Below are 26,533 nucleotides of genomic sequence, written 5' to 3'. Positions count from 1 at the left end.
GCCGCGCGGGCGCCGCACGCGCGGTCAGTCTCGGCGGGCGCCCTGGTCGGCGTGCACCACGAACACGGTCGGCTCGCGGTACCCGGCCTCGGCGAACGCCGCCACGACCGCGGCACCGATCGCCTCGCGCTGGGCGGCATCGACGAGCGCGATCGCCGCGCCGCCGAACCCGCCGCCGGTCATGCGTGCCCCGACGGCTCCGTGCGCCATCGCGGTGGCGACGGCAAGGTCGAGCTCGGGCACCGAGATCTCGAAGTCGTCGCGCATCGACTCGTGCGACGCGACGAGCAGGTCGCCGATCGCGCGGGGGCCGTGCTCGCGCAGGGTCCGCACGGTGTCGAGCACTCGCTGGTCCTCGGTCACGATGTGCCGGACGCGGCGGAAGGTCTCGTCGTCGAGCAGCTCCTGTGCCCGGGGCAGGTCGTCCACGGAGACGTCACGCAGTGCCTCGACGCCCAGCACGGCCGCACCGCGCTCACAGGAGTCCCGCCGTGCCTTGTACCCGCCCGTGGCGTGCGCGTGCTCGACGCGGGTGTCCATCACCAGGACCTCGAGCCCGTTGGCCTGCAGCGCCATGTCGACGACCGCGGTGTCGAGCGTGCGGCAGTCGAGGAACACCACGGCGTCGCGCTCCCCGAGCAGCGACGCGGACTGGTCCATGATCCCGGTGGGAGCACCGACCGCGTGGTTCTCGGAGTACTGCCCGACGCGGGCGAGCTGCTTGCGGTCGAGGCCGAGTTCCCACAGGTCGTTGAACGCCAGCGCCACCCCGCACTCGATCGCGGCGCTCGACGACAGCCCGGCGCCGACGGGCACGTCGGACTCGATGAAGACGTCGAACCCGGACCTGCCGGTCAGGTCGGCGCCCTGCTCGCGGAGCGCCCAGGCGATGCCGAACACGTACGCCGACCAGCCGTCCATGCGCTCCGGCGACAGGTCGTCGAGGGACAGCGCGTGGACGGCGTCCGGCTCGAACGCCGACGCGACCCGGATGGTCCGGTCGTCGCGCTGTGCGATGGACGCGGTCGTGCGTCGGTCGATCGCGAACGGCAGGACGTAGCCCTCGTTGTAGTCGGTGTGCTCACCGATCAGGTTGACCCGCCCCGGCGCGGAGTACCGCACCGCCGGCTCGTACCCGAACACCTGCTGGAACGTCATGCGCGCTCGATCCCTCCTCGGATGAACTCGGCCGCCTTCTCGGGGACGAGGTCCCCGATCCAGGCGCCCATGGCGGCTTCGCTGCCGGCCAGGAACTTCAACTTGTCGGCCGCCCGACGGGGCGACGTGATCTGCAGCATCAGCCGCACGGTGTCGCGGGCGGTGTGCACGGGGGCCTGGTGCCACGCCGCGATGTAGGGCGTGGGGTCGCCGTACAGCGCGTCGAGCCCCCGCGTCAGCCGCAGGTGCATGTGCGCGAGCTCGTCCTTCTCGGCGTCGGTCAGGCCGGCGAAGTCCGCCACGTGCCGGTGCGGCAGCATGTGGATCTCGATCGGCCACCGTGCAGCGAACGGCACGAACGCGGTGAAGTGCTCACCCGCCAGCACCACGCGTTCGGAGCCGCGCTCGTTCGCCAGGTGCTGCTCGAACAGGTCCGGTCCGAAGCGCTCGATCGAGTCGAGCAGGCGTTGCGTGCGGGGGGTGACGTAGGGGTAGGCGTAGATCTGGCCGTGCGGGTGGTGCAGCGTGACACCGATCGCCTGGCCGCGGTTCTCGAACGGGAACACCTGCTGGATGCCCGGCATGGCGGACAGTGCAGCGGTGCGGTCGGCCCAGGCCTCGACGACGGTGCGCGCCCGTGAATCGGAGATCGACGCGAACGACCCTGCCGTCTCGGGGGAGAAGCAGACGACCTCGCACCGGCCGACCGACCGGAACGTGCGGTTCAGCCCGACCCGGGTCAGGGCGTCGAGTGAGTCCGGGGCGTCGTCGGCGTCGAGCGCGGGCCCGAACGACGGCGACCGGTTCTCGAACACGGCGACGTCGTACAGGCTCGGGATCTCGGACGGGTTGGCAGCCGTCTGCGGTGCGAGCGGGTCTTGGTCGGCCGGCGGCAGGAACACGCGGTTCTGCCGGCTGGCGGCGATCGAGACCCACTCGCCGGTCAGGACGTCCTGGCGCATGGTCGCCGTCACCGGTCGGGGGTCGAGCGTCCGTTCGTCGATGCGACGCTCGGCAGGCAACTGCGAGTCCGCATCGTCGAAGTAGATGAGGTCGCGGCCGTCCGCGAGCTTCGTCGCGCGCTTGGTGATCACCGGAGCATCCTAGCCGCAGGACGAAGCATTGCGAAAGTGATCGGAAGCAGGCGAAACTGATCCCGTGATCGATGACGACCTCTCGTTCCTGGCCGGGACGATGCCCGCGCCCCTGCGCCAGGACCGCATCGTCCGGATCGTGGACGGCGCACCCGGCATGGTGCGCACCGCGGCGCTCGCCGCCGCGACGGGAACGAGCGAGGTGACGGTCCGGCAGGACCTCGCGGTGCTCGACCGGGAGGGCCGGGTCCGGCGGGTGCACGGCGGTGCGGTCCGTCCCGGAGCCGGTTCCCCCGAGCGGCCGTTCGAGGAGACCGCGGTCGAACAGCAGGTGGCCAAGGCCGCCATCGGCCGCGCTGCGGCAGCGCTCGTCCGCTCCGGCGAGTGCGTCCTGCTCGACGTCGGCACCACCCCGGCAGCGGTCGCCGAGGCACTCGTCGCCCGCCACGAACTGGTCGACGTCACCGTCGTCACGAACTCCCTGACCACAGCCCTCACGCTCGAGCCCGCCGTCCCGCGCTTCACTGTGATCGTCACCGGCGGCACGCTCCGGCCCCTGCAGCACTCGCTCGTCGCGCCCTTCAACGACACGGTGCTGCCGATGATCGCGGCCGACGTGGTGTTCCTCGGGGGCACCGGGCTCGACGTCGCGCACGGCCTGACGAACGTCAACCTGCCCGAGACCGCGGCCAAGCGGATGCTCGCCGCCGCGGCCGGGCGTACGGTCGTGGTGGTGGACGGCTCGAAGTTCGGGCGCGCCCACGTCGGGGTCGTCAGCGGCCTGCAGGACATCGACGTCATCGTCACCGCGGAGGCACCTGCGGAGCTCGTCGAGCAGGTGCGGGCCACCGGGGTCGCCGTCGTGGTGGCCGACGACGGCACCGCATCGGGAAGGAACCACAGCGCATGACCGCAGCAGCACCCACCGGGGGCCAGTACCGCCTGCACCACGCCGGCCCGGACGGGGTCGTCGAGGCGATCGTGACCGAGGTCGCTGCCGGCATCCGGCAGCTCCGGGTCGCGGGCTTCGACCTGACCGAGCCGTTCCCGGCGTCCGAGGCCCCCGCCGGTGCGAACGGCATCGTGCTCGTCCCGTGGCCGAACCGCGTCGCCGGAGGAGTGTGGGAGCTGGACGGTGCGAAGCAGCAGCTGGACGTGTCCGAACCGAAGTACGGCAACGCCTCGCACGGCCTGCTCCGGTTCTCGCCCTACCGCGTCGTGTCGCAGACCGAGTCGTCCGTCGAGCAGACGGCCACGGTCCACCCGCAGCATGGTTGGCCGTTCACGCTCGAGACCCGCGTGCACCACGAGCTCGTCGACGACGGCATCCGGATCACCCACACGATCACGAACCGCTCCGGCGTGCGCGCACCGTTCGCCGTCGGGGCGCACCCGTACCTGCGCGCCGGCGACACCCCGGCCGAGGACCTCGTCGTGACGCTCGACGCCGCCACCGCATTCACCGTCGACGACCGGAAGATCCCGAACGGCTCCCGGCCGGTCGAGGGCACGGACGAGGACCTGCGGCAGGGGCGCCGCGCGGGTGACTCTGACCTGGACACGGCGTACACCGACGTCGCGCCGGACGCCGATGGGATCCGTCGGACGACGATCCACGGGCCAGAAGGAGACGGCGTCCAGCTCTGGCAGGACCCGTCGTTCCCCTACGTGCAGGTGTTCACGTCGCGCGAGTTCCCCCGCGGCGACCGCAAGGGCCTGGCCATTGCCGTTGAACCGATGACCGCGCCCGCCGATGCCCTGAATTCCGGCGAGGGACTGCGGTGGCTCGAGCCCGACGGGACCTGGACCGGTTCGTGGGGGATCCGGCGCGTCTGGTCCTGATCGGCCGGGTCAGCGGCGGCGCATGCGCAGGGCTTCGACCGCGAGTGACTCGGAGTCGTAGCGGCCGATCTCCTGTGCCCACGCCGGGTCGTCCCCGCGCAGGGCGATGAACTGCTTGCGCTGCCGGCACACGTAGCCGAGCACGGCCGAGGCGGTGGCGACCTCGGTGAAGTCCTTGCGGATGTGGCGGGTCGTGACGTGCGCGTTCCGACGGAGTGTGTCCAACAGGAGCTGGTCGCTCATCGTCGTGTTGGTCGCGGCGGCGAGTTCGACGAACCGGCGTGCGTCCCCGGTGGTGCTGGACTGCGGTGCGTCGATGTGCTCGATCACGGTGTACCCCGTTCGTTCTGGTGCGGATGGTGCAAGTGGAAGGACCTCGGTCGATCCGGAAGTGACACTATCGGCGGCATCCCACCAGAGCGCTGTGGGGAAGCTGCGCTGTGCAGTGGGAACGCCATGAGGATCCTGGGGACGACTTGTCCCCCTCGAGATGCCAAACGTCGCACCTGATCGTGGTTTATTTTAGACCGCGTCGACTTCCGTACCTCCCGAACCGAATGGGAGCCGCGCTAGACGGCGCAATAAGTCGTCAGGAACCTATCGCGTTCGACTTCAAATCCGGATACCTCTAACGGTGCTCGATTGGTGAACGAAAAGAAGGAAATCTTCAGGCCTGATCGCCCCGCAAACCGCTCTAGAATCTCTCGGTGGTCCTCGCGACGAGCCGACCCAGCAAATCGAATCTCATCGAGCAAGGGCGAGTTCTCCACGAGACGGATAGCCGCCTCGGTAAGGGGGCCGTGCAGTACAAGGGACTTAAGAGACGACGACTTAAGGTAAGTCGTGTCTGTCTGATCAATGTAGAGCGTTTCAATGTTTGGCGGAAGATGAACGACCGGCGGGAGGCGCAGACCAAATAGCGTCAGCTCGCGGATACGCGGTGAGGACGCCAATGCGGACACATCGATTGCGCCAAGTTCACGCTGCGGATTCCCACCGATACGCCTTACGACAAGCTTGCGTGCGCTAATGCTGTCGCCGAAGGAGGAGAAAGAGGATCCGACACTCAAATCAAGGAGTTCCAATGGAGAGCGAAGGTTACGAATCTGGTCCAAACTGCGCAGTGACAGGCTAGTCAGATCGACTATCCGTAGTTTTTCGAGCGTATTCAACGAATCAATAGTGTGAAGATTCAAAGCGACTAGGTGAATCTCTTCAAGCGACTCGAACTTCTCGATCCCTTTGAGCGACTCAAGATACATGCTGCCCGGGGAGAATAGGCGACCAAGTGCTGGCAAGACAGGGACGTCTCTGAGATCTTCCATCCAAGTCACGGAAGGAAGAGTCAAGGAAGTGACCCGGCTATCGCCATTCAAGCAATCAAGCGGCGTCCAGCTCTCGAGGCGTGTATCGGGCGCAACCTCGATAGTTTCTAGGTGGTCAAACAGCCGGAGAAATGGCAGTTGATCGAGCTCTGTCACCGCGTAATGCCCTCGAATAAAGGGACTTTCGATTAGAACCTCACGAGCGTAAGCTTCAGTTTCGAAAGCTGGCCATGCCCGGATGAGCTGGCGAATGACAGTGACGCGATGTTCTCGCCTATAACTCTTCAAGGCCTCCAGCGCTTCGACTGACCCAATTAGTGAGAGCGCACGCACGCTCGCGACGGCTTCCATCACCTTCAGGTTTCGCCTCTTTAAAAGGGGTGCTGCCGAGTCGCCCGCAGCAGCGACGGCGCTCGCTTCACCCATATTTGTTGGAGGCACCACTTCATTCAGCGCCTTCTGCAATTGTTCACGAATCGATAGTTCTAGATAGGGGGCAGTTTGAAGGCAAGCCACGGCGAGCAAAAACAAGATATGACGCTCGGACGAGTTTTCCCACCCGCGTTTGAGGAGGCCCGTCAATAAGCTGTTTCGTTGAGCGTTATTGGCATGTCCATTCGCAAGGATAATCACCTCGCGCCACGGCTCTTCAGTTGCGTGTAGCAATAACTTTGCGATCGAGTCATCATCTACTTCAGCTGATGCAGCGAGGTATTCAAGGAAAGAGCGATGAATGAAGTCGACAGTTCGCGGGGAGGGCTCGCGCAGCACTCCGCAGCGCTCGAGCAAGAATTGCGCGGTTTCATCCACTCCCCAACCAGTCTTGCTGAGTGCGGGAAGCGTTCTTGCGATGGATGCCCTGTAGTCAGCGATGCGGATCTCGGCATAGCCATTCTCATGCATCCAGAGCGCGAGCTGCTTGAGCAGTATCAATCGATCAGATAGCGTCAGCTGGTCGTCAGTTCTCGCAAGCTTACGATCGTTGTCTCGTTTCATCACGAGCATTTCAAGTGCAGTTCGATAGAGACTCATGCGGTCGTTAGGAAGACTCGCTGCGTTCTCAAGATGTAAGGCACACATCAAAGCGCAAAGCAGCGGTGTCTGACTTAGGTTGCGAATATTGGAGCGGGTGCGGATGACGTTCAACATCCCGCTGTTCGCATCCTTTAGTGCGACCTGTTCGTCGCTGGTCACTACTTCTGACATAGCGTCATGCCAATGGTTGACAAATGACTGAATGTCACCCAGCTCCATCTGTTGAAGCGACGCGCACTCGAGTAATGACTGGTCTTTCCACAAGTTGTTCTCGATCGCAGCTCCACGCGAAGTGACGAGAATGGCATTACCTGGGAAGTCAGCGTCGATCTCAGTAATCCAGGCCAGCACCTCGTCTCGTCGCTCGACTGGTAACTCATCAAGGCCATCGACAAGAAGAGCACCCCGACCGGATTCGAGAATATTATGCGCCCATCCACGAGGACAGACGTCTGCCATGTTGGGAGCCGTCAGCGAAACGTATTCCGCGGGAGTTGGCAGTGGCTTGTCAAGAAACTGCCGGAGTGGGATAATAAACGGGACGCGATTGTGCCAGGTGGCAGTGCCTCCGGGGGAAGCTGACCTACGCGTCGCAGTGCTCGCGAGCCAACGCAGTAGCGTTGTCTTTCCACTGCCGGCGTCACCAAGGAGCAGAACTTGATCATGTGAATCGAAGTAATTATTCGCCCGAGTGCTTTCTGTGTCGCTTTCTTCGAAAGTTGGGGCGGGAGATCTGTGTTCAACGTTCGAGCTGATGCTCAGCGATATGTATGCAACTGAAAGGGCATATGGCCGTCGGGCAGTGGGCGAAGAGACGCCGAAAAGTTCGAGTCGGTCTGCAATTACGGCCACTTTACGAAGATACTTTGTCTCAAACCGTGCGCTCTCGTCACCAGTGCCCCAGGAATGGGGTACTGGTGATTTCGGTAGAGCCTGTAGCATTTCCGTCGCACGTTCCATGAGTGCTGCTTCCCGTCTCAGGATTTCGCGGGCGGCTTCTGTTTCAAATCCCGGTAGGCTTGCAGCAATTTGTATCACGTAGGCACAGGTCTCTGACAACAGCAGATCGTAGAGCGCAGCCCCTGGATCGGAAAGTCCAAGCCCTGCGATATCCTGCGCGTCTGGCTTCACCATCTTTTCGAGAAGATCAGCGTCTAAGCCAGCGGAAACGATTGCTTTCGCGTCTGCGACTTTCAAGTCAATGGTAGTCTGAACAGACTCGATAATCGCCAGCGTCTCAGCAGGATCGAGGTTGCTTAGTTCATGTGCGATCAACGGTTCGAGATTGTCGTAGATGGCCTCTGTCAAGCTTGATATCTGTCGAGTCGCTGCCCGCTGATCACGCGTGTTCGCGAGGCTTGCAGAAACGACGTCGATTAGTCCGTTTGGCGTGTCTGACGAAACGGATCCTGATGACCAGATGCTGTAAACCGTCTTCGCGGCGACAGCCGCAAGTGAAAAACCGAATGCGCTCATCATCAAACTTTCAGTCATGTTCGCGTCGCGAAAACACGGTCTGCTCCGTTGCAGTGTCGCCTAGTAGGCCGCGGCGCCACCCAAGGAGCAGCGCGTGCAAGCCTAAAGCCTACGGCGGTCCCTGTGAAGGTGGCGCGCAGAGAGAGGCCACCAACATCGAGAGTCGCGCGGCAGCGAGTGAAGCTCGACGGGTTTATGAGAGAGCGACAGCGCATGCGTTTTGGCGGACGTGCGACAGTTGGGCTCCTTGCGCGGAGGTGCTCTCAGGAGGGGATGGTCTCGGCAAACTCGTCGCGATTGGCCAAGAACCGTCGCAAGGCGGTGTCAAGCGAGTCGAGGTCCGTGTCCACCTGGGAGCTACACCGGAGGGAGATTTTTGTCTCCATGTGACGTGCGCCAGCCGATTGCGTGCGGTGAAGGGCGGTCGATCTGTTCTTGTCCTCTAACGGCGAGCTGAACGTTCCTGTTGACGCAGAGGTCGTAGGCCACCAAACTCTGCTCAGGTGTCAGGCCTCGTCGTCTCGGGTCTTCCTCTCGGCGTAGGTGGGCCCCGTGGGGCTCGAACCCACGACCCTCGGATTAAAAGTCCGGTGCTCTACCAACTGAGCTAGAGGCCCTCACCCGCAAGGCTACCGGCCGCGGCACCGGGAACGTCACCGGTGCCGCCTACACTGCTGCGGTGCCTCGCGATCACCACCGTCCCGTCCACTTCACCGACGCCGAGTTCGCCGCGCTGCAGGGCGGCGAGGACCCGGCGCTGGTGAACCGCGTCGCGCACGAGACCGCCAACGCGCTGCTGCACCGCGTGCGCCAGGACCCGGACCCGCAGGTCGTCGAGCGCCTGGTCACCTACACGGACGTGCACGGCATCGAGGCCGTCGCCGAGCTGTGGGCCCGCGTCGGAGCGCACACGCTGCCCGGTGCGCTGTGGCGGATCTACCTGATGCGCACGGTGATCCGGCAGAACCCGGACGAGATCGCGTACTTCTTCACGCGGGGCACGGAGCGCATCGGCACGATCGACCAGGCCGTCGCGGGCGCCGAGCAGCCGACGGGCCCGGCCGAGATCCTGTCGCTGGCGGACAGCATCCTGCACGGGCTGTACACGGGCGACTTCGCGGTGGCCCTCGACCGCGGCGCCGCGTTCTGCCGACTGGCGGCCGCCGGGGCGACGAGCGTCGCCGACGACTCGGACCTGACGGCCGAGGAACGCGCGAGCGTGCTGACGGTCCGCGCGTTCCGGCTGGCGGAGCTGGCCGAGGACCTGTCGGCCGCGGCGGCGCTCTGGCGTCGCGACGCTCTGGACTGAGCAGCAGGCGGAGCGCGAGCCGGCAGACGGGCCGGCACCGACCCTCCAGTCCGACAGCGGCGACGCGCTGGGAGCCAGTGGCAGACGCATCCGGCTAAAGAAGCGCCGGGCCGCAGAAGCGCCTCTCGGCGCGAGGCCGCTCGAAGCGGCGAATTTTGGAGCCCGGGGCTTGCTGCGGCCCGGCGAACACGAGTCTACGAGATCGATCCCGAGTGCGCTGCCGTGTTCACTCACGGTGGACACCGACCCGGCCGGGCGTGGCCGTCCGCGCCCGATCCGCCAGGCCGAGCAAACCGACTGGGCAAGGGCACCGAATCATCACTGTGCGACGGTCCCATGGGTCGTCACACGGCGAGGGTCATCCCGTGCGACTCGACCCGACCCGCCCGGTCGGAGTAATTCCCTGCGAGTCGTGCGGGACCCTCGTCCCACCCAGTTCCCGACGGACACACGGCGGATCGCCAGGCGTTCACCGGACCACCCGAGAACAGGAAGGAGGGAAACCTGCAATGCTTGCCATCGTGGAACGCGACACGGACCGTTGGAGCTCGACCGAGCCGCCTCCCGTGTCCGCCGACGCCCTCCTCCTCCGAGTCGCCCAAGGCGACCAGCAGGCCTTCTCCGAGCTCTACGACGAGCTCGCCGGCCGCGTCCTCGGACTCATCACCCGACTCCTGCGGGATCGTGCACAGTCCGAAGAGGTCGCGCAAGAGGTCTTCCTCGAGGTCTGGCAACAGGCCGCCAAGTTCGACACCGCCCGCGGCAGCGCGTCCAGCTGGGTCCTCACCATGGCCCACCGCCGTGCCGTCGACCGGGTCCGTGCCGCACAGTCCTCCCGTGACCGCGACACCAAGATCGGCATCCGTGACTTCGAGTCCGGGTTCGACCAGGTGTCCGAATCGGTCGAGATCCGCATCGAACACGAGCGGGTCAGTCGCGCCCTCGGTCGTCTGACCGAGTTCCAGCGCCAGGCAGTCCAACTGTCCTACTACGGCGGCTACTCGCACAGCGAGATGGCCGAGATGCTCGGGGTGCCGATCGGCACCGTGAAGACCCGTCTCCGCGACGGGATGATCCGTCTGCGCGACGAGATGGGGGTGACGTCATGACCCAACGACACGACGACCCCGCACTGCTGACCGGCTCCTGGGCCACTGACGCCCTGTCCGAGGACGAGCGCCGCGAGTTCGAGGCCGCCCTCGCCGAATCCCCCGACCTGCGTGCCGAGGCCGACTCGCTCGCCGAGACCGCCCGGGCCCTGGCCTACGCGGTCGAGTCCGTCGCACCGCCCGCTTCGCTCAAGGCCTCGCTGATGGCCGCGATCCAGACGACGCCGCAGGCGCCCGCGGCTCCGGCCGCTCCGGCCCGGCACGTCGCCGAACCGTCCGAACCCGTCCAGGAGGCCCCACTCGCCTCGGTCACGTCCGTCACCTCCGGTGGGGGTGCGGCCAGTGCCGCGGCTCGCCGCCGGTGGTTCCAGCGTCCGGCAGCGTTCCTCGGTGCCGTCGCGGCGGTCGGTGTGGTCTGCGTCTCGATCGGGCTCGGTGCCGGTGGTGCCCTGTTCGGCACCGGATCCGGCCCCGGACCGAGCACCTCGCAGGCAGCATCGGGCCTCGACCAGATCTACGCAGCGCCCGACTTCGCCCGCAAGAGCGCCTCGGTCTCCGGCGGTGGCAAGGCCACGGTCGTGTGGTCGGACCAGCTCGGCAAGTCGGCCGTGATCCTCGACGGTGTCAAGGCCGCGCCGAAGGACAAGACCTACGAGCTCTGGTACATCGGCTCCGGTGGCACGATCGAGTCCGCCGGTCTCATGAACGACGTCGACGGCGGCGTGCGCTCGGCGGTGCTGAGTGGCTCGAAGTCGAGTGGTGCGACCATCGGCATCACGGTCGAGCCGGCGGGCGGGTCGAAGCAGCCGACGACGACGCCGATCGTCGCGGTCCCCACCGGGTCGGCGTAGACCGCTCCTGCACGAACCAGTACGACGAAGCCGCTGTCACACGACAGCGGCTTCGTCGCGTGCGGGGTTCTGGGCGGCGCGGCCTGCCGGTGGGGCGACAGGGACGTTGTCGTACGACGTCGGACTTGTCGCGGGCGGCGCGGCCTGCCGGTGGGGTGACAGGAACGTTGTCGTACGACGTCGGACTCGTCGCCCGAGATGGCGGCCGCAACCACGGGAGGCCCGGTGCGGTCCGTGACGGACGTGCACCGGGCCTCCAGGCGGTCCGTCAGCAGACGGACCGGGCGCCGATCAACCGAAGCGACCCGAGACGTAGTCCTCGGTGGCCTGGACGGACGGGTTCGAGAACATCGTCGCGGTGTCGTCGTACTCGATGAGCTTGCCCGGCGCGCCCGTGCCCGCGATGTTGAAGAACGCGGTGCGGTCGCTGACGCGCGAGGCCTGCTGCATGTTGTGCGTCACGATGACGATCGTGAAGTCCTTCTTGAGCTCACCGATCAGGTCCTCGATGGCCAGCGTCGAGATCGGGTCGAGCGCCGAGCAGGGCTCGTCCATCAGCAGCACGTCGGGCTGCACGGCGATGGCGCGGGCGATGCACAGACGCTGCTGCTGCCCACCGGACAGGCCCATGCCGGGCTTGTCCAGGCGGTCCTTGACCTCGTTCCACAGGTTCGCACCCTGCAGCGAACGCTCGACGATGTCCTCGGACTCCGAGCGGCTGATGCGCTTGTTGTTGAGCTTGACGCCGGCCAGCACGTTGTCCTTGATGGACATCGTGGGGAACGGGTTCGGGCGCTGGAACACCATGCCGACCTGACGGCGGACGATGACCGGGTCGACGCCCGGGGCGTACAGGTCGTCGCCGTCCACCTTGACCGAGCCCTCGACGTAGGCGCCGGGGATGACCTCGTGCATGCGGTTGAGCGTGCGGAGGAAGGTCGACTTGCCGCAGCCGGACGGGCCGATGAAGGCCGTGACCGTGCGGGGCTCGATGATCATGTCGACGCCCTCGACGGCGCGGAACTTCGAGTAGTAGACGTTGAGGCCGTCGACCTCGATGCGCTTGGACACGGTGATCCTTACTGTGTTCGGGTGACTCGCGCTAGCGCGAGAGCTTGGGGGCGAAGAGGCGGGTGATGAAGCGGGCCAGCAGGTTCAGCAGCATCACGATCAGGATGAGCACGAGCGCGGCGGTCCAGGCCCGGTCGACGAACGGCACCGGGTTGGCGCCCTGCTGCGAGTACTGCGTGTACGCGAACACCGGCAGGGTCATCATCGGGTTGCCGAACAGGTCGTAGTTCATGCTCGACGTGAAGCCCGCGGTGACCAGCAGCGGAGCGGTCTCACCGATGACGCGGGCGATGGCGAGCATGACACCCGTGGTGATGCCGGCGAGTGACGTCGGCAGGACGATCTTCACGATCGTCAGCCACTTCGGCACACCGAGGGCGTAGGACGCTTCGCGGAGTTCCATCGGGACGATCTTCAGGACCTCTTCGGTGGAGCGCACGATGATCGGGATCATCAGCACCGCCAGGGCCACCGAGCCGACCAGGCCGAAGCGGGCGCCCGGGCCGAGGAACAGCGCGAACAGCGAGTACGCGAACAGACCGGCGACGATCGAGGGGATGCCCGTCATCACGTCGACGAAGAACGTGATGCCGCGGGCGAGCGCGCCGGTGCCGTACTCGACCAGGTAGATCGAGGTGAGCAGACCGATCGGGACGCTGATCACCGCCGCGAAGAGCGTGATCTCGATGGTGCCGACCAGGGCGTGCAGCGCACCACCACCGGTCGAGATGACGCCGCGCATCGAGTACGAGAAGAACGCGACGTCGAAGCGTGCGAGGCCGTCCGCCAGCACGGTGTACAGCAGCGAGACCAGCGGCAGGACCGCGATCACGAACGCCGTGATGACCAGCGAGGTGACCAGCCGGTCGACGGCCTTGCGGCCACCCTCGACGATGCGGGAGACGACGACGATCAGGACGTCGAACAGGACCGTGCCCAGGAACAGCGCGGCGACGACGTTGAAGTCCTTGACGGCGCCGCCCGCGTTGAGCAGGGCGAAGACGAGCGCCAGGACGACCCAGCTGCCGCCGAGCAGCAACCACGGGACGGACTTGTGCAGCTTGCCGTTGGCGAAGACGTTGCCGGCGGACTGACGGAGTGCGAGGGACATCGGGGGTGCGACCTCTCAGCTGACGCGCTTGCGCACGATGTACCGCGCGAGCATGTTGATGACCAGGGTGATGACGAACAGGATCAGGCCCGACGCGATCAGCGCGTTCAGGGCCGTTCCGGACGCCTCGGCGAACTGCAGGGCGATGTTCGCGGCGATGGTCGACGGGTTGAGCGACGTCAGCACCTTGAACGTGATGTTGGTGGACACCGACAGCACGAGCGCGATGGCCATGGTCTCGCCGAGGGCACGACCCATGCCGAGCATGATCGCCGAGACGATGCCGGACTTGGCGAACGGCAGGACCGACAGGCGGATCATCTCCCAGCGCGTGGCGCCGAGGGCGAGCGCGGCCTCTTCGTTGAGGGTCGGCGCCTGCAGGAAGATCTCGCGCATGATCGCGGTCATGATCGGGATGGTCATCACTGCCAGCACGATCGACGCGGTCAGGATCGTGCGCCCCGTGCCCGAGAGCGATCCGGAGAACAGCGGGATCCACGAGAAGTACTCGTTGAGGAACGCGTAGAACGGCTTCACGAAGCGCGCCAGCACGACGATGCCCCACAGGCCGTAGACGACCGACGGCACCGCGGCCAGCAGGTCGATCACGTAGCCGAGCAGCGGGGCGATGCGGCGGGGCGCGAAGTGCGAGATGAACAGCGCGATCCCGAGGGCCAGCGGGACACCCATGACGAGGGCGAGGAGCGCGGACCAGACGGTGCCGAAGACCAGCGGGCCGACGTAGGTCCAGAAGTTCGACGCGGAGTTCGGCAGCTCGCCGGCCTTCGCGGAGAAGGCGGGGATGCTCTGCCACACCAGGAAGGCCGCGACGAGCGCGAGGACCACCAGGATGAGGCCGCCGGAGATGACGGAGGCGGCGGAGAAGACACGGTCGCCGACGCGGACGACGGCCTTCGGCTTCGGTGGGGTGAGCGATGACGCTTGCTGCGCGGTCGTCATGGGGAGTGGGACTCCTGTCGGGAGACGGGGAAGTGCCCGGACGCCGGTCGGGTGGTGGGTGGACCGGCGTCCGGGCTCTCGATGAGGAGTTACTTGATGGAAGCGACCGCGGTGGCGGCCTTCTTGGCGAGGTCGCTCGACAGCGCGGCCGACTTGGCCTCGGTCGCAGCGGACTTCTGGGCGTCGTCCGAGACCACGTAGGTCAGGTACGCCTTGACCAGGTCGGCCTTGGTCGAGTCCTTGTACTCCTGGCACGCGATGGCGTAGGAGACGAGCACGAGCGGCCAGGCACCCTTGGCGGTGTCCTTGCGGTTGATGTCGATCGCGAGGTCGTTCGAGTCGCGGCCGGACACCATCTCGGAGTCGGCGACCACCGTGGCGGCACCGTCGGCGGAGATCGTGGTGGCGGAGTCGCCGACCATGAGCTTCGCCTTGTCGAGGTCACCTGCGCCGGAGTCGTCGATGTAGGTGATCGCGTTGGACGCACCGGCCATCGCCGAGGCGACACCCGAGGTCTTGGCAGCGGCGTCGCCGACCTGGAACGGGAAGGTCTGGCTCGGGTCCTTGCCCCAGACGTCGCCCGCGTTCGCGTCGAGGTACTCGGAGAAGTTCTCGGTGGTGCCCGAGTCGTCCGAGCGGTGCACGACGGTGATGCTGGCGTCGGGGAGCTTCGCGTCCTTGTTCAGGTCAGCGATCTCCGAGTCGTTCCACTTGGTGATCTTGCCGGAGAAGATGCCCGCGATGGTCTTGGCATCGAGCGTCAGGTCCTTCACGCCGTCGATCTTGTACGCGATCGCGATCGGCGAGATGTAGACGGGGATGTCGATCGCCTTGGAGTCCGCGGCGCAGTTGCCGAACGTGCCCTTGAGCTCGTCGTCGGACAGTGCGGCGTCCGAGCCGGCGAAGTCCGCCGCGCCGGAGATGAAGTTCTTGCGGCCCGCGCCGGAGCCGTCGGGCGAGTAGTTGACCGTGACGCCAGAGGCCTGGTCCTGGAAGCCAGCGGCCCAGGTGGTCTGCGCGGTCTGCTGGGCGGAGGAGCCCGAGCCGGTGAGCGTGCCCTTGAGGTTCGAGTAGTCGACACCCGAAGCCGAGGCCGACGAGGTGCTGCCCGCGCCGCCTTCGTTTGCCGCGCACGAGGAGAGCACGACCGCGCCGGCGATCGCGATTGCCGCGACCGTGCCGATTCGCTTGATGTTCACAGGGGTCCCTTCGGGAAGTGAGTGCAGGTGGGACCGCTGTTCAGTCCCGTGGGCCGGTGCCGACCCGCGAGTGACTGTAGGGACGCGAAGTGACCGGTTTGGTTGCCGCCGGTGAACGGAAGGTGAACGAGGGGTTGTCGCGGCGCGGAGATCGCGCGGTGGCGCCGTCGCGGGAGCATGCTCGGGAGCAGCGTGCCCACCGCCGGACTGGAGGCTCGGTGCGGCCCCGGCGCGCTGGTTGCTCCGCCGAGACGGGGCCCCGGCGCGGTGGTCGCTACGCCGAGACGGGGTTGCGGTGTGTCTCGACGGCGACGAGCGTGTCGCCCGCGATGTGCATCACCGAGAAGTCGCCGACCGACAGCATCGCGGCACGACGCAGGTCGAACCGGCTGGTGTCGTCCGTGGTGTCGGAGGCGATGTGCGCGACGATGTCGGGCAGCACCGGGCCGTGCGAGCACAGCACTGCGGACTTGCCCTTGGCCAGGCGCTTGCGCACCACGCCCTTGACGTCGTCAGAGCCCTGGTCGTGGGCGTCCTGGCTGATGCCGGGCGTGCTCGAGACACCGAGTCGGGTGGCTGCCGACAGGGGCTCGACGGTCGCCAGGCACCGCGCTGCCGTGCTGCTGAGGATCTTGCGCGGACCGTACGCGGCGACCGGGGTGGAGACCGCCCTGGCCTGGGAGCGACCGACCGGCAGCAGGGGCCGGGTGGCGTCGGGGCCACGCCAGTCGGCGCCGGGCGTGGTCTTGGCGTGGCGCAGGGCGATGAGCGCGAAGGTGTCGTGCTGGCCCCGGTCGACGAGCTCGGCGAACCGCTCGAGGATCTCGACGTCGCGGAAGTAGGTCAGCCGGGCACGGGCGTCCTCGATGGACACCCACTCGATCGCCGCGACCTCGTCGTTGGGGTGGAACTTCCCAGCGCGCTCGTGCTCTTTGGCCGACACCCGGGCCGCCCAGTAGTGCACGACCTTGTCGCGGCCGTTCGGCAGCACGTACTCGGCGACGCCGAGTGGTGCTCCGAGGTGCACCCGGTAGCCGGTCTCTTCGTCGGTCTCGCGCACGGCGGCCGTGGGGACGGCTTCGCCCGGGTCGACCTTGCCCTTGGGGAAGGAGACGTCCTTGTGGTGCTCGCGGTGGACGAGCAACACGAGCGGGACACCGTCCCGTTCACGCCAGACCACCGCGCCCGCAGCGACGACGGGCCCCGTTGGTCCGCCCTTCACCGGGTCGAGCGCTTCCGGGACGAGATCTTCCGCATGAGGACATTCTGCACGTCCTCGAGCGGGCGGCCGTCGTCGTCGGTCGAGTGCCGCGTCCACTCGCCGTCGGACTCCAGGTGCCACGAGCTGGTGGTGTCGGCCATCGCCAGGTCGAAGATCTCGGTGACCTCGCTCACGTGGGCCGGGTCGGACAGGCGCACCAGGGCCTCCACACGACGGTCGAGGTTGCGGTGCATCATGTCCGCACTGCCGATGTACACGTACGGGTCGCCCTCGTTGTGGAAGGCGAACGCGCGGGAGTGCTCGAGGTACCGGCCGACCACGCTGCGCACGCGGATGGTCTCGCTGACGCCTTCGAGCCCTGGCTTCAACGAGCAGATCCCGCGCACCAGGATGTCGATCGGCACGCCGGCCTGGCTGGCCAGGTACAGCGCGTCGATGATCTGCTCGTCGACCATCGAGTTGACCTTGATCCGGATGCCCGACGGCTTGCCGGCCAGGGCGTTGTCCGTCTCGACCTGGATCCGCTTGAGCAGGCCCTTCCGCAGGTGCAGCGGAGCGACGAGCAGCCGCTTGAACTTCTTCTCGATGGCGTAGCCCGACAGCTCGTTGAACAGGCGTGTCAGGTCCTTGCCCACGGTGTCGTCGGCGGTGAACAGGCCCATGTCCTCGTAGATGCGCGAGGTCTTCGGGTTGTAGTTGCCCGTGCCGATGTGGCTGTAGTGCTTGAGCGTGCCGCCCTCTTGCCGGATGACGAGCACGAGCTTGGAGTGCGTCTTCAACCCGACCAGGCCGTACACCACGTGCACGCCGGCCTTCTCGAGCTTGCGCGCCCAGGTGATGTTGTTCTGCTCGTCGAAGCGCGCCTTGATCTCGACCAGTGCCAGCACCTGCTTGCCCGCGGCGGCGGCGTCGATCAGGGCTTCGACGATGGGGGAGTCGCCCGAGGTGCGGTAGAGCGTCTGCTTGATCGCGAGCACGTGCGGGTCGGCGGCTGCCTGTTCGAGGAACGCCTGCACACTCGTGGCGAACGACTCGTACGGGTGGTGCACCAGCACGTCGCGCGTGGCGATCGCGCGGAACAGGTCGGGCTTGGTGTTCGGCTCGCCCGGTTGGAACTGCACGGGCGTGGTGGGCACGTGCTTGGGGTAGTGCAGGTCCGGGCGGCTGATCTTGGCGATCTCGAACAGGCACGCCAGGTCGAGCGGCGACGGCAGGCGGTAGACCTCTTGCTCGGTGATGTCGAGCTCGCGCACCAACAGGTCGAGCGTGACCGGGTCCATGTCCTCGGTGATCTCGAGGCGGATGGGCGGGCCGAACCGGCGGCGCAGGAGTTCGCGCTCGAGGGCCTGGATGAGGTTCTCGGCCTCGTCCTCTTCGATCTCGACGTCCTCGTTGCGGGTGACCCGGAACACATGGTGCTCGAGCACTTCCATCCCCGGGAACAGGTCACCGAGGTGGTTCGCGATCAGGTCTTCGAGCGGGATGAAGCGCATCCGCCCGGAGTTGTCGTCGGGCAGCTTGATCAGCCGCGCGAAGTTCTGCGGGACCTTGAGCCGCGCGAACTCCTGCCGCTGTGACTTCGGGTTGCGGACCCGCACGGCCAGGTTCAGCGACAGCCCGGAGATGTAGGGGAACGGGTGCGCCGGGTCGACCGCCAGCGGCATCAGGACCGGGAAGATCTGCTCGGCGAAGTAGTCGCGCATGGTCAGGCGGTCGGCCTCGGCCAGGTCGGACCAGTGCTCGATGTGGATGCCCGCCGCGTCCATGTCCGGCTTGAGCGACGCGATGAACGCCTGGGCGTGCCGGTCCTGCAGCTCGTGCGCCTTGTTCGCGATGTCGCGCAGGACGTCGCTGGGCGCGCGGCCCACGTTCGTCGGCACGGCGATGCCGGTGTCGATGCGGCGCTTCAGCCCCGCGACGCGGACCATGAAGAACTCGTCGAGGTTCGACGCGAAGATCGCCAGGAAGTTCGCACGCTCGAGCACCGGGACCGTGCGGTCCTCGCCCAGTTCGAGCACGCGCTGGTTGAAGCGCAGCCAGCTGATCTCACGGTCGGAGTAGCGGTCCGTGGGCAGCGACTCGTGCTCGATCTCGACGACCTCGTCGAAGTCGTCGAGGTCGTGCGAGACGGAGTCCCCGTCGAGCTGCGGTTCGGTGTCCATGCCCCACATCCTGCCACCAGCGGGTGTCCGGCAAGCGGCCGTTCGGGGGAACTGTGGATGACCCCCGAAATGGGGGATGGATCAACACGATATACAGCCGGTGACATCTGCCCCGGAATCCGGCTAAGGTGAACCCGTCAGAGCCTCCGGGGGGATTCCACTGCGCGGGGGTGCAGCTACGAAATGAAAGAGGTTCACCATGTCACGTGTGCTCTCCACTGAGCAGGCCAAGTCGGCCATCCGCCAGATCCAGTCGATCGTCAACGGTGGGTTCACCGACCAGATCTCGCAGCTCGATGCCCAGGGTCGGATCCTGTCCGACTCCAACGTCTGGGACGGCCCGCTCGCGTCGACCTTCCGTGGGTCGACCTGGCCGGAGACCAAGTCCGCCCTCGACAAGGCGAAGACCGAGCTCGAGCAGCTGCGCACGCAGCTCGACAAGATCTCGCAGGACATCTTCACCGCTGGTGGCGGCGCGTAAGCACCGAGCCATCGCCCGGGTCGTCGGAGACGACGGCCCGGGCGTCCGCGGTCCGGGGCGGACCGCACCACGCACGACCAGCAGCATCCTCGGGGGGAACGACCATGGCGCAGATCCACGCCAACACCGACGACATCGCGTTCGACGACGCCACAGCCGCCGCGCTGAAGACCGCGTTGACGACGTCCGCCGACGCGATCACCAGCCAGTCAGGGTCGCGCCAGTCGTACGTGTCGACGGCGTCGCAGGAGTTCCGCGGCCGGTTCGCCGACCTCTTCACACAGAACGCAGCAACCGCCAAGAACGACGCGCAGTCCATCGCCGACGCCATGACCGCGGTCGCGGGGTGGGTCCAGCAGATGCGGGACGCCGCAACCAAGGAGCGTGCTCGTCGCAAGACCGCCCGCGAGTGGCAGGAGCGCGAAGACGGGCGCAACGGCCTGCAGGACTGGGCGAACGACACGTTCCACTACGACCCCATGCCGGACGTCAAGAACGAGAAGGCGCCGTCGTTCCCGTCGCCCGACGTCAGGGCCGGCACGCGTCAGACCCCGAACCCCGGCACGGGCGGCGGTGGTGGCGGCGGGACGTCGTCGGCGCGACCGACCGACCTCCGCTCGTTCGCCACCGGTTCCTCCACGCTGAACCGCGAGCTCGACGGCAAGCCCGCGGCGCTCCGCGGCAAGCTCGCCGACTTCGCGGCGCAGTGCTCGTGGGGCCACATCGACGCCGGTGGGCTGGTGACCGCGTTCGAGCAGTGGCTCGCCGCGAACGACCAGGACGTCACGTGGGCCACCACGATCGCCGCCGCCTTCGCCGCCGCCGGGGGTGACGGCGCCGTGTCGAGCGTCGCCGACTCCGCGCTGGCTGCAGCACTCGCGGCCGCCGGTGTCTCGCAGAGCCGGCAGGACATCGAGTTCGACCCGCCCACCGCGTACGGCGCTCAGCCGACGACGGGCTTCTCGATGGACCCGGTCAACACCGGCACGGGCAACTTCCTCGAGCCCGAGCTCGACCTCGCGTTCACGGGCGCGTCCGCTTCGCTCCGGGTCACGCGGATGTACAACTCCCTCGACGACCACGTGGGGCTGTTCGGCCCCGGGTGGTCCTCGGTCCTCGAGACCCGGCTCGTCCTCGACGACGAGGGAGCGACCTTCGTGGGTGGCGACGGCCGTCAGATCCGCTTCCCCCGTGCTGCCGACGGCTGGGCGCGCGGCGTCGGCGAGAACCGTTGGCTCGCGGCCGAGGGTGACCAGCTGGTCGTCCGCGACAACGCAGGCGAGCGCATCGCGTTCACGCCGTCCGGTCTGTGGACTGGACAGCGCGGCGGCACGGGGACCGGCGTGCAGGTCGTCCGTGACGCCGATGACACCATCGTCCGACTCGTCCACGAGCACGGTCGTTCCGTCGACGTCGACCACGTCGACGGCCGGGTCGCGGTGCTCCGCGCATCCGACGGTCGTCGTGTCGAGTACGGCTACGACGACCGCGGCCGACTCACCACGGTCACGGACCCGGTCGGCACCAGGACTTACGGCTGGAACGACGACGACCTGATCACGACGGTCACGAGCGCTGCCGGCGTCGTCGAGGTCGACAACACCTACGACGATCGCCGCCGCGTCGTCGAGCAGGTCAGTCCGCACGGTCGGCGGGTGCGGTTCGCGTACCTGCCCGGGCGGGTCACCGTGGTGTCCGACCAGGACGGCACCCGGTCGAACTCCTACATCGCGGACACCAAGGGGCGGCTGGTCGGGGTCGTCGACTCGGACGACCACCGCCAGTCGATGAGCTACGACCCGCACGGCAACCTGGTGTCGGTCACCGAGCGTGACGGCTCGGTGACGGTCCACGCGTACGACGACCGCGGCCGCAAGGTCCGGACGGTGACCCCGGCCGGCGCGGACATCACCTACGGGTACGACGACCACGACCGTCCGGTCACCGTCGTGACCGAAGGTGGTGCGGTCGTCACCTACGAGTACTCCGGCGACGACCACGACCCCTCGGTCGTCGTCGACCCGGTCGGCGGTCGGACGGAACTGACGTGGCAGGGCGGTGTGCTGACCCGTGTCGTCGACCCGACCGGTGTCAGCGCCACGCTCGAGCACGACGCGTTCGGCGAACTGGTCGCCATGACGAACGCCGTCGGCGACACGCTCCGCATCGAGCGCGACGCCGCCGGTCGACCGGTCGTCGCCACGAGTCCCTCGGGAGCGCGCACCGAGTACCGCTACGACGCGGCCGGCCAGCTCGTCGCTCGCCAAGACCCGGACGGGGCGGTCTGGCACTTCGAGCACACCGTCGGCGGCCGGATCAGTGCCGTGGTCGATCCGCTCGGCGCGCGCACGATCTTCGACCACGGGGCCGACGGCGAGCTGCGCACCACGACCGACCCGCTCGGCCGCACCACGACGCAGACGTACGACGACCAGGCCAACCTGACACGGATCGAGCTGCCGGGCGGCGCGGACTGGACGTTCGTGCACGACGCCTTGTCGCGCCTCCAGGCCGTCACCGACCCCACCGGCGCGACGTGGCAGCGGGAGTACGACGTCAACGGCGGCCTGTCCGCCGTCGTCGATCCGACCGGCGTGCGGCAGGAGTTCACCGAGGACCCGCGGACCGGAGTCACGACCCTGCGCGACGCGTTCAGCGCCGCGACGGTGCGCTTCGACGCGTACGGGCGGCCCGTCGAGACGACCTCCGACGAAGCGGGATCCGAGCTCGTCGTCTACGACGCTGCCGGACGACCTGTCGAACTCGTCGACGGTGAAGGCGGCCTGACCCGGCTGGAGCGTGACCTGGCCGGTCGCGTCACCGCCGTCACCACCCCGTCCGGCGCGCGATCGACGTACGAGTACGACGCCTGCGGCCGCCCGTTCGCGGCCACCGACGCCACCGGCGCGCGCACCACCCTGACCTACGACGCCGATTCCCGGGTCGTGGCGCGCACCCTGCCCACGGGCGAGGTCGAGCGGGTCACGTACGACCTGGTCGGCCGGGTGGTCGCACAGACGAGTCCGGGTGCCGGCACCGCGCGGTTCCGCTACGACCTGGCCGGCAGGCTCGTCTCGAGTCATGACGTGCGCTTCGGTCAGCGGCGCTTCCGGTACGACGTAGCGGGGCAGCTGACGCAGGTCGTCAACGGCCTGGGTGGGGTCACGTCGTTCTCGTACGACGACCGCGGACGGCTGACCACGATCACCGACGCCGCGGGCGGGGTCACCCGACACGAGTACGACGACGCCGACCGTGTCGTCGCGGTCACCGACCCGCTCGGTCGCCGAACCACCGCCACGTACGACGCCGCTGGTCGGCAGCTGAGCCAGACCGACCCGGAACGACACACCACCACGTGGACGTACGACGCTGCTGGGCGCGAGCACCGAGTGCTCGTCGACGGCACGCTGCAGTCCGAGGTCCACCGCAACCCGCGCGAGCGCACTGTCGTCGTCACCGACCACACGCGGGGCGCGGGGCTCGCCGTCGAGCACGAGTTGCAGTACGACCGCCGCGGACTGCTGGTCCGGCGTACCCGCGCCGGGTCGGCGCTGCGCTGGGAGTACGACGCCGACGGACGTCGCACGGCGCGGATCGACCCGAACGGCACCCGGACGACCTACCGTCACGACGCGGCTGGCCATGTCGTCGGCGTCGAGCGTGACGGGCTCGGCACGGGCACGTTCGCCTACGACGCCTCGGGCCGGATCGTCCAGGCCGCCACGGGTGATGTGGTGCAGTCGTGGTCGTACCGAGCGGGATCGCTCGTCGCACACACGGCGACCACCCCGGATGGTGTCTCGACCACCACGATCGACCGCGATGCCGACAGTCGCATCACGGCAGTCGAGGCGTCGTCCGGTCGTGTCGCGTACGAGTACGACGCTGCTGGGCAGCTCGTACGCGCGGGTGCGTCCACCTGGCAGTACGACGACGGCGGGAGGCTCGTCCGACAGGTCGTCGACGGCGTCGAGACCACGCTCGAGTACGACGTCGCCGGCCAGCTGGTCGCGAGCGTTCGGGACGGTGCCCGCACCGAGTACCTGCACGACGGGCTCGGTCGACGCGTTCGTCGGACGGCTGCTGACGGATCGACGACCGAGTACGGCTGGTCGGCACTCGGCTCCCTGTCCGCGATCGTCGACCGTGACGACGCCTACACCGAGACGGGCCGTCTGGACGTCTGGGCGGATGCGCTCGGTGAGCTGGCCGAGGTCGGTGGCGTGGCGACCTGGTTCGACTCAGCGTCGAGCGTGCCCTCGCTGGTGGACATCGGCGGGACGTCGTTGCTCGACCTGCCCGGCGGACTGCTGGCGATCGGCGATGCCTGGACGCAGCCGGGGTGGCGGACTGCCCGGGCGACCGATGCGGCCGACCCGTGGGCGGTGCTGGCTGCGGCGAACGACCTCGCGTTGCCCGCGGGGGTTGCGCTGACCGGTTCCGGCGGCCTGTCCATCGGTGGGTTGGAGTGGCTCGGGGCGCGCGTCTACGACCCGGCGGCGCGGGGATTCCTGTCTGTGGACCCGCTCGCGCCGGTCGTGGGGGCAGCGTGGGCGGGGAACCCGTACTCGTACGCGGGGAACGACCCGCTGCAGGCGCTTGACCCGCTGGGGTTGCGGCCGGCGACGGACAAGGACATGCAGGCGTACCGGGATGCGCACCAGGGGATGTTCGGAGATCTGCGGGACTGGGCGGATGAGCACGCCGAAATCCTCTCGGACATCGGGATCGGTGTCGGTATCGGGCTCGCAGTCATCGCGATGTTCACTCCTCTTGCCCCCATTGCAGCTGTGGCGCTTGCCGCTGGATCCGGTGCTGCCCTAGCTGGTGGAATATCCATTCGCCAAAATATGAAGGACGGCAAGGTCGAATGGGGGAAAGTCGGTAGGGATACCGCTATTGGCGGAATTTCGGGACTGGTAGGAGGTGCTGTCGCCGCCAGGCTCGGTCAGCTCGCTCCGGCCATCGTCTCGAAGGCGGCTCCAATAGTCGCGCGTTGGAGTTCTTCCGCGGCCAGATGGGTCGCGACCAAAGCAATCGGAGGAACCGGGCGTGCTGCTGTGGCTGGAAGCGCCGCGAATGGTACGTCAAGCGGACTGAGTTACGCATGGAACCCGAAAATTCCAGACAAGACCATTGGTGGGCTTGCGGCTGCAACGGGGACCGGCGTTGCCATCGGAGCTGGATCGAGCGTTGCGTCTACCTTCATGAGCCCACTCGCGGGTAAACTTCCGGGCGTGGCTGGATCTGGGACGGCAGTTGATACGACGAAAATTGTGATCGATCATGCGCTCGGTGGAGTTCAGGCGGTAGCTAATGATGCTTTTGGTCCTAGGGATCCAGAGAGTGCGCCGGACCCTTGGGGGAGTTTTCAAAACGGGCTGTTCACCGGAGCCAAAGGGCCGAGGGTGCCCATGCACGGCACAGCCGATCAGTAGGAGTGGATTTGTCTCACAGCTACGCGCGTCCCCGGCCGGGCAAGAAATCCCGGATATCCCCCACTGCGGGTCGAATTATTTACGCGATCATAATGTGTACAGTTCTTGGGGTGATAGCATTCTTCGTGTTTGGTCAGAATGCGCTTCGCGCTTACGATCATGCCCACCCACAGACCCTCCGTTGCACGGTCTCTAGCGCCAAAGCTTCAAGCGTATCGACCCACTCAGGGCGAGGCATCGGTACATATGTGGATCAAGTGGACATCAACACACTGGACTGCGGCCGCTTCGTCTATCGACAAGGGGTCACCGAAGCGAGTAGTTCGCGAATCGCCGCGAACATCGAAATTGGACACGAGTACGAAATCAGGGTGGGAAAGGGATCGATCGCTCTTCGTGGGCTACTACAACTTCTGAACACCGTGCCGGAAGTTGAAGGATTCCGCAGGGCGTGACGCCGGCCTCTGGGGGGCGCTGATCAGCGGAGTCCCGGGTCTTTTGGGAGGAGCAGGCGTGCGCGCGGGGATCCGTTTCGCCAAGATGGCGGCGGACGCTGGACGAGCGGGAAGCGCCGTCATCGCGAACGTCAGCGTCAACGGGGTCGTTGGCAGCGCCGGTAACGGGGCCTCCCACCTGACAAGCAACCGGGACGATCGGTCAGCGCGAGGGCTCGCTCCTCAGCGCCTCGCCTTTTGGGGCAGCCGGAGCTGCCGCGAACGAAATCTTCACCGGAAAAGACTCCAGCGGCTACATGAAGGACGGCATCAACGAAGCGATCTCGGGAGCGGGGGTACGGACTGCGGGGTTGCATTCGGTGCGATGAGGAGGATCACGTTGGCGCATGCATGAGTACCTCGAAGACAGCCACGAGTAGGCCTATCCTAGCGAAACGTATCGGAGCGGTGATCGTTCTTGCCGTGGTAGTACGTGTTCCGTTACTAGGCTTCGTCGTTGGGCCAGCAATGTTGAAGATCTATGACGCCGCGCATCGAGACCATCCCATATGTACTGTGAGTTCGGCACATAGCGGGATCAGCTCATTCAGGTCATTGAAAGGCGTTGGTTCATCAACGGCGCAGGTTGTTTTCGAAACAAAGGACTGCGGAACGTTGTTACTCAAGTAGGGCGTGAGCCGGGATAATCAAGACAGGCTAGGAGTAAATGGGTTGGCTGGAGCTCGGCACCAGTTTTGTGTCGGTGCAGGTTCCTTCCGAATGCAAGAGTTCCTGAGTGCGGTTCGTCAGGCTGTTTATGTCAAAGATTTCATCGAGTATGCGGATGAAGAGGTGGTTCCTGCTGCAATGTGGTGACCAGCGCGTCTCGATTCTTTCCCCCAGTCAACATGCTGAATTAGTAGCTCGCAAAGTCAAGCACTCATCGACACCCACTGCGGAAATCTGGTGTTGATCGATGGGGTCTGCAGAGACAATATAGACGCGATTGTGAACCGAAATCAATAGGGGCAGACGTACGCTCGCCCGCCGGACGTCACTCAGGGTAGTCTTTGAATATGAAACAATCGCTGCCGGCAGTCAGCATGGCTGATAGTAGCAAGAAGATTCGCAGACGCGTTTGGCGAAAACGTATAGTCGCACTGTCAATCGGTTTGGTAGTCGTGGGGGTGCCAATAACCATCTTCGGATTCGGCTCCTTGATACTTGGCGCATATGACGATAGTCACCGAATC

Annotated in this window: 17 protein-coding genes and 1 tRNA gene; 7 read left to right on the top strand and 11 right to left on the bottom strand. The window is 66.6% G+C overall.

The features are described from left to right. Nucleotides 1–24: 24 nt before the first annotated feature. The gene (gene galK, locus MT346_RS10255; RefSeq protein WP_243562963.1) at nt 25–1,158 is read right to left on the bottom strand and encodes a galactokinase; all 1,134 of its coding nucleotides are present in this window, start codon (nt 1,156–1,158) and stop codon (nt 25–27) included. Next, nucleotides 1,155–2,252, bottom strand: a complete 1,098-nt coding sequence (galT, locus tag MT346_RS10250; protein ID WP_243562962.1) for a galactose-1-phosphate uridylyltransferase — start codon at nt 2,250–2,252, stop codon at nt 1,155–1,157. Before galT ends, galK begins: the two co-directional genes overlap by 4 nt. Nucleotides 2,253–2,316: 64 nt before the next feature. On the opposite strand from galT, the gene MT346_RS10245 reads away from it, so the two are divergent. Both MT346_RS10245 and MT346_RS10240 read left to right on the top strand, forming a co-directional pair. Beyond that, on the top strand, nt 2,317–3,162 hold the full coding sequence (locus MT346_RS10245; protein ID WP_243562961.1) for a DeoR/GlpR family DNA-binding transcription regulator: 846 nt from the start codon (nt 2,317–2,319) through the stop codon (nt 3,160–3,162). Then, on the top strand, nt 3,159–4,094 hold the full coding sequence (locus tag MT346_RS10240) for an aldose 1-epimerase family protein (RefSeq protein WP_243562960.1): 936 nt from the start codon (nt 3,159–3,161) through the stop codon (nt 4,092–4,094). The genes MT346_RS10245 and MT346_RS10240 overlap by 4 nt, the downstream gene beginning before the upstream one ends. Nucleotides 4,095–4,103: 9 nt before the next feature. Here the strand turns inward: MT346_RS10240 and MT346_RS10235 are convergent, their stop codons facing one another. The 3 genes from MT346_RS10235 to MT346_RS10225 all read right to left on the bottom strand — a co-directional run bounded on the left by MT346_RS10235 (nt 4,104) and on the right by MT346_RS10225 (nt 8,547). After that, a complete protein-coding gene (locus MT346_RS10235) occupies nt 4,104–4,424 on the bottom strand; it encodes a hypothetical protein (protein ID WP_243562959.1) in 321 nt (106 codons plus the stop codon). Between the two features lie 239 nt (nt 4,425–4,663). Beyond that, nucleotides 4,664–7,948, bottom strand: coding sequence for an NACHT domain-containing NTPase (locus tag MT346_RS10230; protein WP_243562958.1), 3,285 nt, complete (start codon nt 7,946–7,948; stop codon nt 4,664–4,666). A 526-nt stretch (nt 7,949–8,474) separates the two neighbouring features. Then, a tRNA-Lys gene (locus tag MT346_RS10225) sits at nt 8,475–8,547 on the bottom strand. A 62-nt stretch (nt 8,548–8,609) separates the two neighbouring features. On the opposite strand from MT346_RS10225, the gene MT346_RS10220 reads away from it, so the two are divergent. From MT346_RS10220 to MT346_RS10210, 3 genes are all read left to right on the top strand, one after another. Beyond that, nucleotides 8,610–9,239 carry a DNA-directed RNA polymerase subunit beta gene (locus tag MT346_RS10220; RefSeq protein WP_243562957.1) on the top strand — a complete coding sequence of 210 codons (630 nt, stop codon included), beginning with the start codon at nt 8,610–8,612 and terminating at the stop codon, nt 9,237–9,239. A 509-nt stretch (nt 9,240–9,748) separates the two neighbouring features. Next, nucleotides 9,749–10,348 carry a sigma-70 family RNA polymerase sigma factor gene (locus tag MT346_RS10215; protein WP_243562956.1) on the top strand — a complete coding sequence of 200 codons (600 nt, stop codon included), beginning with the start codon at nt 9,749–9,751 and terminating at the stop codon, nt 10,346–10,348. Further along, nucleotides 10,345–11,199 carry an anti-sigma factor domain-containing protein gene (locus MT346_RS10210; protein WP_243562955.1) on the top strand — a complete coding sequence of 285 codons (855 nt, stop codon included), beginning with the start codon at nt 10,345–10,347 and terminating at the stop codon, nt 11,197–11,199. The genes MT346_RS10215 and MT346_RS10210 overlap by 4 nt, the downstream gene beginning before the upstream one ends. 291 nt (nt 11,200–11,490) lie before the next feature. On the opposite strand, the gene pstB is transcribed toward MT346_RS10210, so the two are convergent. The 6 genes from pstB to MT346_RS10180 all read right to left on the bottom strand — a co-directional run bounded on the left by pstB (nt 11,491) and on the right by MT346_RS10180 (nt 18,924). Further along, entirely contained in the window at nt 11,491–12,270 is a 780-nt protein-coding gene (gene pstB / locus MT346_RS10205; RefSeq protein ID WP_243562954.1) for a phosphate ABC transporter ATP-binding protein PstB, read from the bottom strand. A 31-nt stretch (nt 12,271–12,301) separates the two neighbouring features. Further along, nucleotides 12,302–13,381: a phosphate ABC transporter permease PstA gene (pstA, locus tag MT346_RS10200; RefSeq protein WP_243562953.1), complete on the bottom strand. Its 1,080-nt coding sequence runs from the start codon at nt 13,379–13,381 to the stop codon at nt 12,302–12,304. 15 nt (nt 13,382–13,396) lie between these two features. Continuing rightward, nucleotides 13,397–14,341, bottom strand: coding sequence for a phosphate ABC transporter permease subunit PstC (gene pstC / locus MT346_RS10195; protein ID WP_243562952.1), 945 nt, complete (start codon nt 14,339–14,341; stop codon nt 13,397–13,399). 89 nt (nt 14,342–14,430) lie between these two features. Beyond that, entirely contained in the window at nt 14,431–15,540 is a 1,110-nt protein-coding gene (locus tag MT346_RS10190; protein WP_243562951.1) for a phosphate ABC transporter substrate-binding protein PstS, read from the bottom strand. Between the two features lie 274 nt (nt 15,541–15,814). Continuing rightward, on the bottom strand, nt 15,815–16,762 hold the full coding sequence (locus MT346_RS10185) for an NUDIX hydrolase (protein WP_243562950.1): 948 nt from the start codon (nt 16,760–16,762) through the stop codon (nt 15,815–15,817). Next, nucleotides 16,759–18,924: an RNA degradosome polyphosphate kinase gene (locus MT346_RS10180; RefSeq protein WP_243562949.1), complete on the bottom strand. Its 2,166-nt coding sequence runs from the start codon at nt 18,922–18,924 to the stop codon at nt 16,759–16,761. The genes MT346_RS10185 and MT346_RS10180 overlap by 4 nt, the downstream gene beginning before the upstream one ends. A gap of 199 nt (nt 18,925–19,123) precedes the next feature. Here MT346_RS10180 and MT346_RS10175 point away from each other — a divergent pair, with 199 nt between their 5' ends. Continuing rightward, nucleotides 19,124–19,405 carry a pyrophosphorylase gene (locus MT346_RS10175; RefSeq protein ID WP_243562948.1) on the top strand — a complete coding sequence of 94 codons (282 nt, stop codon included), beginning with the start codon at nt 19,124–19,126 and terminating at the stop codon, nt 19,403–19,405. 104 nt (nt 19,406–19,509) lie between these two features. Beyond that, nucleotides 19,510–24,846 (top strand): DUF6531 domain-containing protein, encoded by a 5,337-nt coding sequence (locus MT346_RS10170; RefSeq protein ID WP_243562947.1) that lies wholly within the window; start codon nt 19,510–19,512, stop codon nt 24,844–24,846. Nucleotides 24,847–26,533: the final 1,687 nt, after the last annotated feature.

Origin of the sequence: Curtobacterium sp. VKM Ac-2922, from assembly GCF_022815645.1 — a bacterium.
Taxonomy (GTDB): Bacteria; Actinomycetota; Actinomycetes; order Actinomycetales; family Microbacteriaceae; genus Curtobacterium.
Note: the sequence above shows the minus strand (reverse complement) of the source record. Positions and strands in the feature narration are given on the sequence as shown.

What these genes read in the sequence shown, in the direction of transcription:
- MT346_RS10170 (WP_243562947.1), top strand. Translation starts at nt 19,510, where the DNA reads ATGGCGCAGATCCACGCCAACACCGACGACATCGCGTTCGACGACGCC.
- pstA (WP_243562953.1), bottom strand. Translation starts at nt 13,381, where the DNA reads ATGTCCCTCGCACTCCGTCAGTCCGCCGGCAACGTCTTCGCCAACGGC.
- MT346_RS10240 (WP_243562960.1), top strand. Translation starts at nt 3,159, where the DNA reads ATGACCGCAGCAGCACCCACCGGGGGCCAGTACCGCCTGCACCACGCC.
- MT346_RS10180 (WP_243562949.1), bottom strand. Translation starts at nt 18,924, where the DNA reads ATGGACACCGAACCGCAGCTCGACGGGGACTCCGTCTCGCACGACCTC.
- pstC (WP_243562952.1), bottom strand. Translation starts at nt 14,341, where the DNA reads ATGACGACCGCGCAGCAAGCGTCATCGCTCACCCCACCGAAGCCGAAG.
- galK (WP_243562963.1), bottom strand. Translation starts at nt 1,158, where the DNA reads ATGACGTTCCAGCAGGTGTTCGGGTACGAGCCGGCGGTGCGGTACTCC.
- MT346_RS10230 (WP_243562958.1), bottom strand. Translation starts at nt 7,948, where the DNA reads ATGACTGAAAGTTTGATGATGAGCGCATTCGGTTTTTCACTTGCGGCT.
- MT346_RS10175 (WP_243562948.1), top strand. Translation starts at nt 19,124, where the DNA reads ATGTCACGTGTGCTCTCCACTGAGCAGGCCAAGTCGGCCATCCGCCAG.
- MT346_RS10210 (WP_243562955.1), top strand. Translation starts at nt 10,345, where the DNA reads ATGACCCAACGACACGACGACCCCGCACTGCTGACCGGCTCCTGGGCC.
- MT346_RS10215 (WP_243562956.1), top strand. Translation starts at nt 9,749, where the DNA reads ATGCTTGCCATCGTGGAACGCGACACGGACCGTTGGAGCTCGACCGAG.